We start from the raw sequence: 13466 nt of genomic DNA, 5'->3' as shown, positions 1-13466 counted from the left end.
TCAGGCCCGCCTGGAGCGGGCCTGATGCTTTCTAGCGCTTGGCGATGATGTACACCGCATGCACGATACCGGGGATGTATCCGCACAAGGTCAACAGGATGTTCAACCAGAAGGCGCCGCCGAATCCCACTTGCAGGAACACGCCAAGGGGCGGCAACAGGATGGCGAAGATAATGCGGATCAGATCCATGGATGACTCCTGACAGAAATGGCTCGGATGAGCCCTACCTGCAATCGACCCTGGCCCCAGGCCAGGGTTCAGCCCAATTGCCAAGCGGCCCATGGCCCGCTCAGGCGCGAATCTCGATCCCATGTTTGTGCACCATGCTCAGTAGCTTCAGAGCCATGCCGCTGGGGGTGTTCGGGCCTGGAAAAGACGGGGACAAAAAAACGCCCCGTGCGAAAGATCAGGCACGGGGCGATGCGTTATACCGCGAGACGGTTCAGGAATTCTGTCAGCGCAAGGTCGGCAGGGGCCCGGACAAGTAGTCCAGCACTCGGAACAGGGTCGGCGCCAGGCCGCTGCAATGGGGGATGCCGGCGAGGATCGCCTGGCGGTCTTCGACGCTTTCAGGCCCGGCATCCTGCTCGGCGCTCAACCAACCCCGGGGGCGCGATTGCAGCAGCGCCTCGATGCTCTGCAAATCGCTCTGCAGCAGGCACTGCAAGCCAATGGCCCGTTCCTGCCAGATGAACCCCTGGTTGGCACAGGCGGCGGAGCGATACAGCGGCAGGGCGCCCTTGGGCAGATCGAAACTTTCACCATGCCAGTGGAAGGCCATCAGGCGTTCCGGCAACGCCAGCCCCAAGGGAGAATCCTGGGCGCTGGGATACTTTTCCACCGGCCACCAGCCAATCTCGCTGGCCGCGCAGGGGCGGACCTGGGCGCCCAGGGCCTGGGCCAGGAGCTGGCCGCCCAGGCCGATGCCCAGCACGCGCTTGCCGGTGGACAGGGCCTTGCGCAGCAGGCGCTTTTCCGCGACCAGCCAGGGCGCCTGGACTTCGTCATGCACACTCATGGGACCGCCCAGCAGGATCAGCAGGTCGAAGCTGTCGAGCCGTGGCAGGCGGGCCTGGGCATGCACATGGCAGATATGCACCGAAGTGGCGCGCTCCAGCAGCCACTGGTTGATTCGCCCCGGACCGGCAGCCGCGCTGTGCTGCAGGATCAATACACGCATCAGACGGCTACTCCCTTGCGGCATTGCAGCTGCGCGGTGCGGACCCGGGCGAAGGCTCGGGCCAGGCGCAGCAGCATTTCATCGATATTGCCCTTGCTCACGGTCAGCGCCGGGGTGAAGCGCAGGCAGTCCGGTTGCGCGGCATTGAGCAGCAACCCTTCCTGCAAGGCGGCCTTGACCACCGCCTCGGCCGAGGCATCGGCCAGGGTCATGCCCCAGAGCAGCCCTTGGCCACGGACCTGGCCCTGGGCATGACGGCTGGCCAGGCGAACCAGGCCCTGGCCCAGGTACTGGCCATTGCTGCGCACTTGCTGCAAGAAGCCCTGCTCCTGGAGGCAGTCGAGTACCGCCAGCCCGGCCGAGGTCATCAGGGCATTGCCGTGGTGAGTGCCATCCAGTTCGCCATGCTCGAAACAGCAGGCCTTGCCTCGGGCCAGCAGGGCCGCCAGCGGCACTCCGCCACCCAGGCCCTTGCCCAGGGCGATGATGTCGGCGCGCACGCCATACAGTTGTTCGGCCAGCAAGGTGCCGCAACGACCGATACCGGTCTGGACTTCATCGAAGATCAGCAGGATGCCCAGCTCGCGGCACAGTCGCTCCACGCCCTTGAGGTAATGCTCGGTGGCCGGCACCACTCCCGCCTCGCCCTGGATCGGCTCGAGCATGATCGCTACGGTTTGTGCATCCACCGCCGCATGCAGGGCCGGCAGGTCATTGAACGGCACCTGGCTGAAACCCGGCAGGCGCGGCTCGAACCGATTGCCGGTGGCATTGCCCGCAGACGCCGACAGCGCGGCGAACCCCCGGCCATGGCAAGCCTGGCTGGCGGTGATGATGCCCGCCGCGCCACCGCGATGCAGTTGCCCCCATTTGCGCGCCAGCTTGATCGCCGCTTCACACGCCTCGCTGCCGCTGCCCAACAGATAGGCCTGGTCGCTGCCGGTGCTGCGGCACAACCGCGCGGCGAGCTTGAGCATGCCGCGGTTGTAGAACCCGGAGCCGGGGTTGATCAGCGATTGCGCCTGGGCGGTCAGGGCGTTGACCAGCACCGACGGGCTATGGCCAAGGCTGTTGGCGGCTCCGGCCTGGGTGAAGTCGAGGTAGGTTCGGTCATCGCTGTCCCATAACCAGGAGCCCTGGCCACGGACGAATACCGGTTGCGGCCTGGGTACACTGGGCATCAGGCAGTCGCTGGAGAGGCTGTCGACCACAGTGGCCGCGCTCGGGGCCATGGCCAGCTGGTCCAGGCTGGGCGGGGTGCGACGCAGGTTGAACAGGTTCATGCCCGCAGGCTCCATGACCATGATCCGATCTGCTTTGCAAGGGTGCCTTGGCCCTCGTCATGGACCTGTCCTGGGTCGATGTTTGTTGCCTTTCCTATGTAAGAACCATCGACCTGAACGCTACTCATCTTCTTTCGTGGCCCTGTAAGCCCTGTGAATAGGCGTAGACTAGGCTCCTACGGGGCTTTGGGCCATTTCGATTTTTAAGCTTTTTCGATAAGAATTACTTATGGATTTCAAGCAACTGCGTTATTTCGTCGCGGTGTATGAAGAAGGTCACGTAGGGCGCGCCGCAGAGCGCCTTTCGATCTCCCAACCAGCGCTTTCCCAGCAGATTCGCCAGCTGGAGCAGCACCTGGATGTGAGCCTGTTCGAGCGCAGCAGCAAGCGCCTGTTGCCGACCCTGGCCGCGCATACCCTGTACAACCATGCCCTGCCCCTGCTCGATGGCCTGCAACAGGCCCGCGAAGCCCTGCGCAACTTCAAGGGCCAGGCCCTGCGGACCCTGGCCATCGGCGTGCTGCAAACCGTGCACAGCAGCCTGGTGCCGCAGATGCTCGAACGGGTGCGCAAGGCCCAGCCGCACCTGGTGGTGCAGATCTACGAATTGACTGGCCTGGAAATCGAACGGCGCTTGCTCAATGGCTCGCTGGATATCGGCATCAGCTATCTGCCACCGCGGCAACCGGGGCTGCATGGCGTACCGCTGTACGAAGACGAACTGACCCTGGTCATCCCCGAGCAGCATCCCCTGCGTGAATTCAAGAAAGTCTCCATGAGCCAAGCGGCCGAACTGCCGATGCTGCTACTGGGAGAGGAGTTCCAGATCCGCCAGATCTGGCAGGCCCAACTGGCCAACCTGGGGCGCCGCCCGCAGGTACAGGCGGAGCTGAACAACATGGCCGGGATTCTCGACAGCCTGCCCCATACCCGGCTGGCCACCGTACTGCCGGGACGCTCCCAGCAGCAGAACGGCAATCGGCAATTGCTCTGGAAACCCTTGAGCGAGCCCAGGGTGCCGTTGAAAGTCGGATTGGTTTGTCGTGACCTGCAGCGTCAGCAGGGAACCCTGGAATTGCTGCGCACGCTATTGGAAGATCCGCTGCACAGCCAGGACACGCGGCTGGGCGGGCCGGCACTGCCAGAAACCCTGGCCTGAAGCGGATCGGGAAAAAATCCGCACAAAAGAAAAACCCCGCCGAAGCGGGGCTTTGCAGACTGTTTCCCTGACATCCATTTCACTCCACCATCCTGGCGGAATCCTACGTGTCCGTGTTATTTCTTTGCGCTTCCTGCGCTACGTCCATGTAACGTAGATTAGCGATGCACCTCGTTCGCCGATATGGGCGATCTGCAGCACGTAACGTAAGAAATGACTTACAGGCACTTTGCCTCTTAGAACTGCTCCGCCGGCAACAGATACAGCGATTCGCTGCCCGCCTTGACCGAAGCGCTCAAGGAGTGGATACGCGGCAGCAGGCGGGCGAAGTAGAAGCGCGCAGTCCCCAGCTTGCTGGCGTAGAACTCGTCTTGCTGCTCCTTGCCCAACGCCGCCTTGGCCATCAGTGCCCACATGTAGGCGTAGGCGGTGTAGCCGAACGCTTGCAGGTACTCCACGGACGCCGCGCCAATCTCGTTGGGGTTGCTGGCCGAGCGGTCCAGTACCCAGGCAGTCAGCTCATCCAGGTTGTCCAGCGCGGCATTCAACGGCCGCACGAACTCCCCGAGCTGGGCATCGGCGGTGGCGGTGAAGTGGCGGATCTCATCGGCGAACAACTTGTAGAACGAGCCGCCGCTGCCGACGATCTTGCGCCCCACCAGGTCCAGGGCCTGGATGCCATTGGTGCCTTCGTAGATCTGGGTGATGCGCACGTCGCGCACCAGCTGCTCCTGGCCCCACTCGCGGATGTAACCGTGGCCACCAAAGATCTGCTGGCCATGGACCGTGGTCTCCAGGCCCAGGTCGGTGAGGAATGCCTTGGCCACCGGAGTCAGCAACGCCACCAGGCTTTGCGCACGCTTGCGGGTCTCGGCGTCCTCGCTGAACTTGGCGGTGTCCAGTTGCATCGCCACATAGGTGGAGAAAGCCCGGCCGCCTTCGTTGGCGGCTTTCATGGTCAGCAGCATGCGCCGCACGTCCGGGTGGACGATGATCGGGTCGGCAGTCTTGTCCTTGGCTTGCGGGCCGGTCGGGGCGCGGCTCTGCAGGCGATCGCGGGCATATTCCACGGCGTTCTGGTAGGAACGCTCGCCCGTGGCCAGGCCCTGGATGCCCACGCCCAGGCGCTCGTAGTTCATCATGGTGAACATGGCCGCCAGGCCCTTGTTCGGCTCGCCCACCAGGTAGCCAACGGCCTGGTCGAAGTTCATCACGCAAGTGGCGGAAGCCTGGATGCCCATCTTGTGCTCGATGGAGCCGCAGCTCACCAGGTTGCGCTCGCCCAGGCTGCCATCGGCATTGACCATGAACTTGGGCACCAGGAACAGGGAAATGCCCTTGGGCCCGGCTGGGGCGTCCGGCAGCTTGGCCAGTACCAGGTGGATGATGTTTTCGGTCAGGTCGTGCTCGCCGCCGGTGATGAAGATCTTGGTCCCGGTGATGGCATAGGCGCCGTCCGCCCGTGGCTCGGCCTTGGTGCGGATGATCCCCAGGTCGGTGCCGGCATGGGGTTCGGTCAGGCACATGGAACCGGCCCAGACGCCGGCATACATGTTCGGCAGGTAGGTGGCCTTGAGCTCGTCGCTGGCGTGGGCGTTGATCGACAGGCAGGCGCCGGCGGTCAGCATCGGATACAGGCCGAAGGCCAGGCTGGCGGAGTTGACCATTTCCTCGACCTGGGCCGATACCGCCTTGGGCATGCCCATGCCACCGAATTCAGGATCGCCGCCGACCCCGACCCAGCCACCTTCGGCATAGGTCTGGTAGGCCTGCGGGAAACCTTCCGGAGTGGTCACCACGGTGTCATTCCAGCGACAACCTGCTTCGTCGCCGCTACGGCTCAACGGGGCAATGCTGCGGGCAGTGACCTTGCCCGCTTCTTCCAGGATCGCCTCGACAGTCTCGGCGTCCACTGTTTCCGCCAGCGCTGGCAACTGGGCCCAGAGCTTGGCGACCTCGAACACTTCATTGAGGACGAAGCGCATATCGCGCAGGGGCGCTTTGTAGTCAGCCATGGCAAACCTCGCAAGATCTAAACAGGCGGGCCGGAACGGGCCCATTCACGAAAAACCGAGTGTACCCGAACAACTTTTGCGACACATAGGGTCATCTGGTGACTTTTTTGTTATTTTTAGTCAATTTCCAGCCATGAAACAGGAAAACCCGCCAAGGGCGGGCCTTGCCGGGAATCCGCCCGCTTGTCCGCTGGGCCAGGCGCTCTGCCGGCAGTTAGGCGTGGGCAAGTGAAAACATCCACGGGCAGCCTCGCGCCCAGGCAGAGCCGCTGGCAAAAAGTCATCGAGTAGAAACGCGCGAAAGCGCTTGGCGCTTGGCCCTGAGCCATGGCGATGCCCCGACAGCAGGTCGTTGCAACCTACTGTCGGCACCGGGGCCTGCCAATCACCCTGCGGAAGCTGAATGCCTCGCCATCAGTCAGCCTGCGGCGGTGTCCATCCGCACCGCACCGCGACGGTTCTGCCCGAAGGCCATGACACAGTTGCGCCCCGCGCCCTTGGCGCTGTAGAGCGCCTGGTCGGCGGACTTGAGCACTTCCTCGGGAGTACGGTGCTCCATCAACCGCTCGGCGACACCGATACTGATGGTCACCGACACGCTGGAAGCACCGGCCGCCCCGCGCCGCTGGCGCCCCTGCTGGTCGTCCTGGGGGCGATTTTCCTGGTTGCGCAACTGGATGTTATAGCCGGCGATGATCTCGCGGATCATCTCCAGGTGCGGCATGCATTCGTCCAGGCTCTTGCCGGCGAACACCACGGCGAACTCTTCACCGCCATAACGGTAGGCGCGACCGCCACCGGTGACCTTCGACAACTTGCTGGCCACCAGGCGCAGCACCTGGTCGCCAACGTCGTGGCCATGGGTGTCGTTGAATTTCTTGAAGTGATCGACGTCGGTCATGGCCAGTACGTAGTTGCGTCCCAGGCGCTGCATGCGCTCGTTCAGGGCACGGCGCCCCGGCAGCCCGGTCAGCTCATCGCGAAAGGCCATCTGGTAGGCCTCGTGGGCCACCGCGGCGGCGATCATCAGCATCACCTGGCTGCACATGATGTTCAACGTGAAGGGCAAGATGAAGGTCTTGGGCAACATCCAGAACAGCCCGAGCAAGCCCACCAACTGCGCCGCATGCAAGGGGCGCGGGCTGCGCCAGTACTGGATCGCCAACAGCAGGAAGGCCGCAAGGAACACCGGATAGGACAACTGGATCAGGCTCATCCAGCTGCCATGCAGGGCTGGCCAGCGGATCTCCGCCAGCCACGCCAGCAGCGCCTGGGGATAACTCTGCTCCAGGCCCAGGGCCACGCTGCCGAAGGCGAGCAGCACGGCGAAGCGCGCCACCATGTCCTGGAACAGGTGCGTGCGCTCCTGCCAGGCGGCGAACAAACCGAACAGCAAGGGCAGCAACAGGCAACACAGGTGGAACACCACTGCGGCATCCTCACGAACCCGGCCATTGTCACGGTAGAAGTCGGTCTGGGTATCCAGCAGGAAGTAGGCGATATACACCGTGACCATCAGGAACAGCTCGCGCTGGCGTCGATACACGGCGCAATACGCCCCGCCGAGCAACAGCACCAGCGTCGGCAGCACGTTGAACAGCGAAGTGAAGAATACGTTGAGATCCTTGACGTAGGCGGCCGCCAGCCCAGCAAGCAGAAGCAGTAAAGACGGAAGAAAGTGACTGAAACGTACAGCGGAAGAACGCGGCAAGGGTAAAACTCCAACCCGGCTTATCAGTAGATGGCATTGTGCCTTCATTGAAGAAGTTAAGCACATGCGATGTGACAGGCGTCACATTGCCACCTCTGTAACGGCAGGGAATCGCTTCAGCTTAGCGTTTTAGTCGGGAATTTTTACCGACGGTCCGCAGATGCAAAAAAGCCGCTCGTCCCGAGGGGGCGAGCGGCTTCGCAGTGGAACCGGACGGGCTTAGTAAGCCAGGCCGAAATCCTCTTCCTTCATGTCCATCAGGTTGTTGGCGCCCGACAGCATGGTGGCGACATGGGTACGGGTACGCGGCAGGATGCGCTGGAAGTAGAAGCGCGCGGTCTGCAGCTTGGCGGTGTAGAAGGCCTCTTCGGTGGTGCCGGCGGCCAGCTTCTCGGCTGCCAGGCGTGCCATGTCGGCCCAGAAGTAGGCCAGGCAGGCGTAACCGGAGTACATCAGGTAGTCCACCGAAGCGGCACCGACTTCTTCGCGGTCTTTCATCGCGGCCATGCCCACTTTCATGGTCAGCTCGCCCCATTCCTTGTTCAGTGCCGCCAGCGGTGCCACGAACTCCTTCACGGCCTCGTTGCCTTCGTTGTTCTGGCAGAACTTGTGGACGATCTTGGTGAAGCCCTTCAGCGCTTCGCCCTGGGTCATCAGCACCTTGCGACCCAGGAGGTCCAGGGCCTGGATGCCGGTGGTGCCTTCGTACAGCATCGAGATACGGCTGTCGCGAACGTTCTGCTCCATGCCCCACTCGGCGATGAAGCCGTGGCCACCATAGATCTGCACGCCGTGGTTGGCGGATTCGAAGCCGACCTCGGTCATGAAGGCCTTGGCGATCGGGGTCATGAAGGCCAGCAGTGCGTCGGCCTTCTTCTTCTCTTCTTCATCCACACCGTACTTGACGATGTCCACCTGCTTGGCGGTGAAGTAGACCATGGCGCGATTGCCTTCGGCGAACGCCTTCATGGTCAGCAGCATGCGACGCACGTCCGGGTGCACGATGATCGGATCGGCAGCCTTATCCGGCGCTTTCGGGCCGGTCAGCGAGCGCATTTGCAGGCGGTCGCGAGCGTATTTCAGGCCACCCTGGAAACCGATCTCGGCGTGGGCCAGGCCTTGCAGCGCGGTACCCAGGCGAGCGGTGTTCATGAAGGTGAACATGCAGTTCAGGCCCTTGTTCGCCGGGCCGATCAGGAAACCGGTGGCCGCGTCGAAGTTCATCACGCAGGTGGCGTTGCCGTGGATACCCATCTTGTGCTCCAGGGAACCGCAGCTCACCGCGTTGCGCTGGCCGACAGAGCCATCGGCGTTGGGCAGGAACTTGGGCACGATGAACAGCGAGATACCCTTGGTGCCGGCCGGAGCGTCCGGCAGGCGGGCCAGCACGATGTGGACGATGTTGTCGGCCATGTCGTGTTCACCGGCGGAGATGAAGATCTTGGTGCCGGTGACTTTGTAGGAACCGTCGGCCTGAGGCTCGGCCTTGGTACGCAGCATGCCCAGGTCGGTGCCGCAATGTGGCTCGGTCAGGCACATGGTGCCGGTCCACTCGCCAGTCACCAGCTTGGTCAGGTAGGCATCTTGCTGCTCAGGCGTACCGTGGGCGGAAATGGTGTTCATCGCGCCATGGGACAGGCCTGGGTACATGCCCCACGACCAGTTGGCCTCGCCGACCATTTCGCTGACAGCCAGGCCCAGCGACTCAGGCAGGCCCTGACCGCCGTGCTCGACATCGTGGGCCAGGCTTGGCCAGCCGCCTTCGACGAACTGCTTGTAGGCTTCCTTGAAGCCGGTTGGGGTCTTAACGCCGGATTCACTCCAGGTGCAACCTTCCAGGTCGCCTACACGGTTCAGCGGCGCCAGCACCTGCTCACAAAACTTCGCACCTTCCTCGAGAATGGCGTCAACCATGTCCGGAGTGGCGTCCTGGCAAGCCGGGAGGCTCTGATAGTGCGCCTCATAACCAAGCAGCTCGTCACGAACGAAGCGAATATCACGCAAGGGGGCCTTGTAGTCAGGCATAGCGATAAACCTCTGCTGATGTAACCGGGAATGAACAACCGCGTTGAGTTTTTATAGCGGTCAAACAGTTGTTTGAAACATACGTTTACGCCTAAATCTTGTCAAGCGCCGGACAAATACCTTTCGTCATCGGCATGTAACACCCACGCAGGCCAAGGCGCATGGCACCGCCATAAAGTGTAGAAGCCGGGTAGCCGGCAATCAGCCAGCGAGGGAAATCAGCCGAGGAAATGGCATAAAGGCAGGCATGAAAAAGCCCGGCCCCCGAAAACGGGGGCCGGGCTTCAACGAAAGACGATCAGGCGTAGGTGTCGATCAGCGTACCCAGGGCTTCATCCGAGGCCTTGGCGACCTTGACGCCCAATTCGACCTGGAACTTGCCGGCGGACATTTCCACCACACTGCTGGCCACGTCCGACTCCTGGCTGCGGTCCACGCCCCGCAGGCGATTGACCTGGAGCTCCGACGACTGGCTGCTGGCGGAACGCTCGACGGCGGTGCTGGCGATCTGGCCAGCGGCTTGATCGACCCGGTTCTGCCCGGTCTGAATCGCGTTCAGCCCGGCGTAGTAAGCGCTGTTCCCGGAAATTTCCATGGGATGACTCGACCTGGAAAATGAATGACGTTGCCAATTGAAGCAGACCCGTCAAGAAAACACCCGTCAAAAACACTAATGGCCATCTGCCCTGTCATAGGCAAAATCTAGTCCAGCAAATCCAGTTGCAGGTGTTCGGCCACCGCCGCGGCCCCAGCCAGCCTGAGCCGGGGCACCCTGCCCAGGCACGGCGCGGGAAGGCGTTCGGCCAGGGTCGCCAGGTTCTCTTCCAGACGAGAGGTCTGCGGATCGACGATGTTGGCCACCCAACCGGCCAGTTGCAGACCGTCCCGGGCAATGGCTTCGGCAGTCAGCAAGGCATGGTTGATGCACCCCAGCCGCACGCCCACCACCAGGATCACCGGCAGCCCCAGGGCCATGGCCAGGTCCGAGAGATTATCCTGGCCCGCCAGGGGCACGCGCCAGCCACCCGCGCCTTCGATCAGGGTGAAATCCGCCCCCTTGGCCAGGACGTGGCGCATGGGCAGCAACAGCGACTGCACCGTCAGTGCCACGCCCGCCTCGCGTGCGGCCAGGTGTGGAGCGATCGCCGGCTCGAAGGCGAGCGGATTGACCTCTTCATAACTCAGCGGCAACGACGCCTGCGCTTGCAACGCCAAGGCATCGGCGTTGCGCAAGCCCTTGGCCGTCAGCTCGCAACCGGACGCCACCGGCTTGCCCGCCGCCGTGCTCAGCCCGGCCAGTCGCGCGGCATGCAGCAAGCCGGCAGCGATGGTGGTCTTGCCCACCTCGGTGTCGGTGCCGGTGATGAAATAGGCAGGACTCATAGTGGTTTCTCCAATACGGCATGGACTACCTGGTAAGTCGCCGGCAGCCCCCTGGCCTGGCGAAAGCCCTCGTAGGCGGCGATCAATCCGGCGATGCGCGCCCGTCCGGTCAAACCACCAGGACGGCCAGGGTTGAGGTTGTGCGCCCCCAGGGCCTTGAGTTCGTGGGTCAGGCTGCGCACATCCGGGTAATGCAGGACATGGGGCACCCGCTCCAGGCTACGCACCCGCAAGCCACTGGCATCGCACAACTGGCCATAGCGCTCGAAAGCACGGAAGCGGTTGACGTGCACCTGCCCGTCCACCTGCCCCCAGCTGTCGCGCAGCTCCTGCAGGGTCCCCACGCACAAGCTGGCGAACGCCAGGACGCCGCCAGGCTTGAGCACCCGCCGGGCCTCGCTGAGCACTGCGGCAAAATCGGCGCACCACTGCACCGCCAGGCTGGAGAAGATCAACTCGCAACTGGCCGCCTGCAATGGCAGGCGCTCGGCGTCCCCGGCAATGAAGTACTCGGCCCCACCCAGGGGCCGTGCGTGCTGGAGCATGCCTTCGGCGATATCCACGGCCAGGCCCTGGCTACCCGCGAACCGCTCTCCCAGCGCCCGGCTGAAATGCCCGGTGCCGCAGCCCAGGTCGAGCCAGCGTCCGGGCGTCCAGTCAGCCGGCAGGCGGCTCAGCAACTGCTGGCCAACCGCCCGCTGCAACTCGGCCACGCTGTCGTAGCTGGCCGCCGCGCGGGAAAACGAAGCCGCCACCTGGCGCTTGTCAGGCAAGCCGGTGGCCAGCACAGGAATAGACAGATCAGTCATCACCGGACTCATGCAAGAACGCCTGGATCGCACCCGCCACTCCATGGGGGTCCTCCAGAAGAAAACCGTGACTGGCCTGTTCGATCAGGCCAACTTCCACATCCGGCAACAACGCCAGCAACTCGGCGGCCGTTTCAGCCGGTACCAGGCCATCGAGCCCGGCGAACAGGTGCAACTGCGGCCCACGAAAACCCTGCAAGGCCTCACGGGTGTCGAGTTGCGCCAACAATTCAAGACCCGCCAGCAACACCTGTGGCCGGGACACCGGCGCGCCCCCCGACAACGCCCGGGACAAGCCGCGATGGTCGAGGGCGCCCTGGGCACAGAGCAACGAGAAACGCTTGAGGGTGCCTTGCGGGTCGGCGGCACAGCCCGCCAGGAAGGCGGCGAAGGTGTCTTGGGCCATGGCGCTCGGCCACTGCGCATGGGCGACGAAGCAGGGATTGCTGGCCAGGGTCAGCAGCCCGCAGCACCGTTCACCACGACGGGCCGCCAGCGCCGAGGCCAGCATCCCGCCCAGGGACCAGCCACCCAGCCAGGCATCGTCCGGCAGCGCGTCGTCCAGTTCATCCAGCCAATCGTCCGGGTCGCTGGACATCAGTTCCGGCAACGGCTGGACCTGTACCCGCAGGTGCTGGTCCAGCCCCTGCAACGCCGCAGCCAGGGGCTCCAGGGGCGACACGCCCAGCCCCCAGCCGGGCAACAGGATCAGTCGATCACGCATGGCTCGGCTCCACTTGCAGTTCACCGTGACAATCGGCCAATGCGTCTAACAATAGCTGCACCTGGCTCTCGCTGTGGGCGGCAGACAGCGTCACCCGCAACCGGGCACTGCCGGCCGGCACCGTCGGCGGGCGAATGGCGGTGACCAGGATCCCGCGCTCGCGCAGTTTCTGCGACAGTGCCATGGCTCGCGCACTGTCGCCGACCAGGATCGGCTGGATCGGGGTGAAGCTGTCCATCAGCTCCAGGCCGATCTGCTCGGCGCCCCGGCGGAACTGGCGGACCAGGCTCGCCAGGTGCTCGCGCCGCCAGTGCTCGCTGCGCAGCAGTTCCAGGCTTTTCAAGGTGGCGCAGGCCAACGCCGGTGGCTGGCTGGTGGTGTAGATATAGGGCCTTGCGAACTGGATCAGGCTCTCGATCAACTCCTCGCTGCCGGCGACGAAGGCCCCAGCGGTTCCGAAAGCCTTGCCCAGGGTGCCCACCAGCACCGGCACCTCATCCAGGCCCAGGCCGTAATGTTCTACCAGGCCGGCGCCGCTGGCACCCAGGGGACCGAAGCCGTGGGCGTCGTCGACCATCAGCCAGGCGCCTCGGGCCTTGGTTTCACGGGCCAGGGCCGGCAGGTCGGCCACATCGCCATCCATGCTGAATACGCCGTCGGTGACCACCAGGGTATTGCCGGTAGCCTTCTCCAGGCGCTTGGCCAGGCTGGCCGCATCGTTGTGCAGATAGCGGTTGAAGCGCGCGCCACTGAGCAGGCCGGCATCCAGCAGCGAAGCATGGTTGAGACGGTCTTCCAGCACCGTATCGCCCTGCCCCACCAGGGCCGTGACCGCCCCGAGGTTGGCCATGTAGCCGGTGCTGAACAGCAAGGCCCGGGGCCTTCCAGTGAGGTCGGCCAGGGCCTCCTCCAGAGCATGGTGCGGACCGCTATGGCCCACCACCAGGTGCGAGGCGCCACCGCCCACGCCCCAGCGGCTGGCACCGGCCCGCCAGGCTTCGATCACCTGTGGATGATTGGCCAGGCCCAGGTAGTCGTTGTTGCAGAACGCCAGCAGCGGCTGGCCATCGACCACCACTTGCGGCCCCTGGGGGCTATCGAGCAAGGGGCGCTGGCGATACAGATGCTCGGCACGGCGGGCCGCGAGGCGCGCGGAAAGATCAAAAGACATGCTGG

The 13466-nt window shown here is 63.9% G+C and carries 12 protein-coding genes; 1 reads left to right on the top strand and 11 read right to left on the bottom strand.

Annotated elements, in window-relative coordinates:
* Positions 1-31: 31 nt before the first annotated feature.
* The 3 genes from CAG11_RS27170 to CAG11_RS27160 all read right to left on the bottom strand — a co-directional run bounded on the left by CAG11_RS27170 (position 32) and on the right by CAG11_RS27160 (position 2464).
* Positions 32-190 carry a YqaE/Pmp3 family membrane protein gene (locus CAG11_RS27170; protein ID WP_011063854.1) on the bottom strand — a complete coding sequence of 53 codons (159 nt, stop codon included), beginning with the start codon at positions 188-190 and terminating at the stop codon, positions 32-34.
* 265 nt (positions 191-455) lie between these two features.
* Complete coding sequence (locus tag CAG11_RS27165; protein WP_085599108.1) at positions 456-1181, bottom strand: type 1 glutamine amidotransferase; 726 nt, start codon at positions 1179-1181, stop codon at positions 456-458.
* A complete protein-coding gene (locus CAG11_RS27160) occupies positions 1181-2464 on the bottom strand; it encodes an aspartate aminotransferase family protein (RefSeq protein ID WP_085599106.1) in 1284 nt (427 codons plus the stop codon). The genes CAG11_RS27165 and CAG11_RS27160 overlap by 1 nt, the downstream gene beginning before the upstream one ends.
* A gap of 229 nt (positions 2465-2693) precedes the next feature.
* On the opposite strand from CAG11_RS27160, the gene CAG11_RS27155 reads away from it, so the two are divergent.
* On the top strand, positions 2694-3623 hold the full coding sequence (locus CAG11_RS27155) for a LysR family transcriptional regulator (RefSeq protein WP_022641456.1): 930 nt from the start codon (positions 2694-2696) through the stop codon (positions 3621-3623).
* A gap of 236 nt (positions 3624-3859) precedes the next feature.
* Here CAG11_RS27155 and CAG11_RS27150 read toward each other — a convergent pair whose 3' ends face one another.
* The 8 genes from CAG11_RS27150 to bioF all read right to left on the bottom strand — a co-directional run bounded on the left by CAG11_RS27150 (position 3860) and on the right by bioF (position 13461).
* Positions 3860-5638: an acyl-CoA dehydrogenase C-terminal domain-containing protein gene (locus CAG11_RS27150; RefSeq protein WP_085599104.1), complete on the bottom strand. Its 1779-nt coding sequence runs from the start codon at positions 5636-5638 to the stop codon at positions 3860-3862.
* A 418-nt stretch (positions 5639-6056) separates the two neighbouring features.
* Positions 6057-7349, bottom strand: coding sequence for a GGDEF domain-containing protein (locus tag CAG11_RS27145; RefSeq protein ID WP_022641458.1), 1293 nt, complete (start codon positions 7347-7349; stop codon positions 6057-6059).
* A 219-nt stretch (positions 7350-7568) separates the two neighbouring features.
* Positions 7569-9374 carry a phenylacyl-CoA dehydrogenase gene (locus CAG11_RS27140; protein ID WP_053137672.1) on the bottom strand — a complete coding sequence of 602 codons (1806 nt, stop codon included), beginning with the start codon at positions 9372-9374 and terminating at the stop codon, positions 7569-7571.
* Positions 9375-9672: 298 nt separating this feature from the next.
* The gene (locus tag CAG11_RS27135; RefSeq protein WP_053137675.1) at positions 9673-9969 is read right to left on the bottom strand and encodes a hypothetical protein; all 297 of its coding nucleotides are present in this window, start codon (positions 9967-9969) and stop codon (positions 9673-9675) included.
* A gap of 107 nt (positions 9970-10076) precedes the next feature.
* Positions 10077-10757: a dethiobiotin synthase gene (bioD, locus tag CAG11_RS27130; RefSeq protein ID WP_022641460.1), complete on the bottom strand. Its 681-nt coding sequence runs from the start codon at positions 10755-10757 to the stop codon at positions 10077-10079.
* A complete protein-coding gene (gene bioC / locus CAG11_RS27125) occupies positions 10754-11566 on the bottom strand; it encodes a malonyl-ACP O-methyltransferase BioC (protein WP_085599102.1) in 813 nt (270 codons plus the stop codon). Before bioC ends, bioD begins: the two co-directional genes overlap by 4 nt.
* A complete protein-coding gene (locus tag CAG11_RS27120) occupies positions 11559-12290 on the bottom strand; it encodes an alpha/beta fold hydrolase (RefSeq protein WP_085599100.1) in 732 nt (243 codons plus the stop codon). The genes bioC and CAG11_RS27120 overlap by 8 nt, the downstream gene beginning before the upstream one ends.
* Positions 12283-13461 carry an 8-amino-7-oxononanoate synthase gene (bioF, locus tag CAG11_RS27115; protein ID WP_085599170.1) on the bottom strand — a complete coding sequence of 393 codons (1179 nt, stop codon included), beginning with the start codon at positions 13459-13461 and terminating at the stop codon, positions 12283-12285. Before bioF ends, CAG11_RS27120 begins: the two co-directional genes overlap by 8 nt.
* Positions 13462-13466: the final 5 nt, after the last annotated feature.

It is taken from the genome of Pseudomonas sp. B6(2017), assembly GCF_002112765.1.
Classification (GTDB): Bacteria; Pseudomonadota; Gammaproteobacteria; order Pseudomonadales; family Pseudomonadaceae; genus Aquipseudomonas; species Aquipseudomonas piscis.
This window is presented reverse-complemented; position numbering and strand designations above follow the sequence as displayed.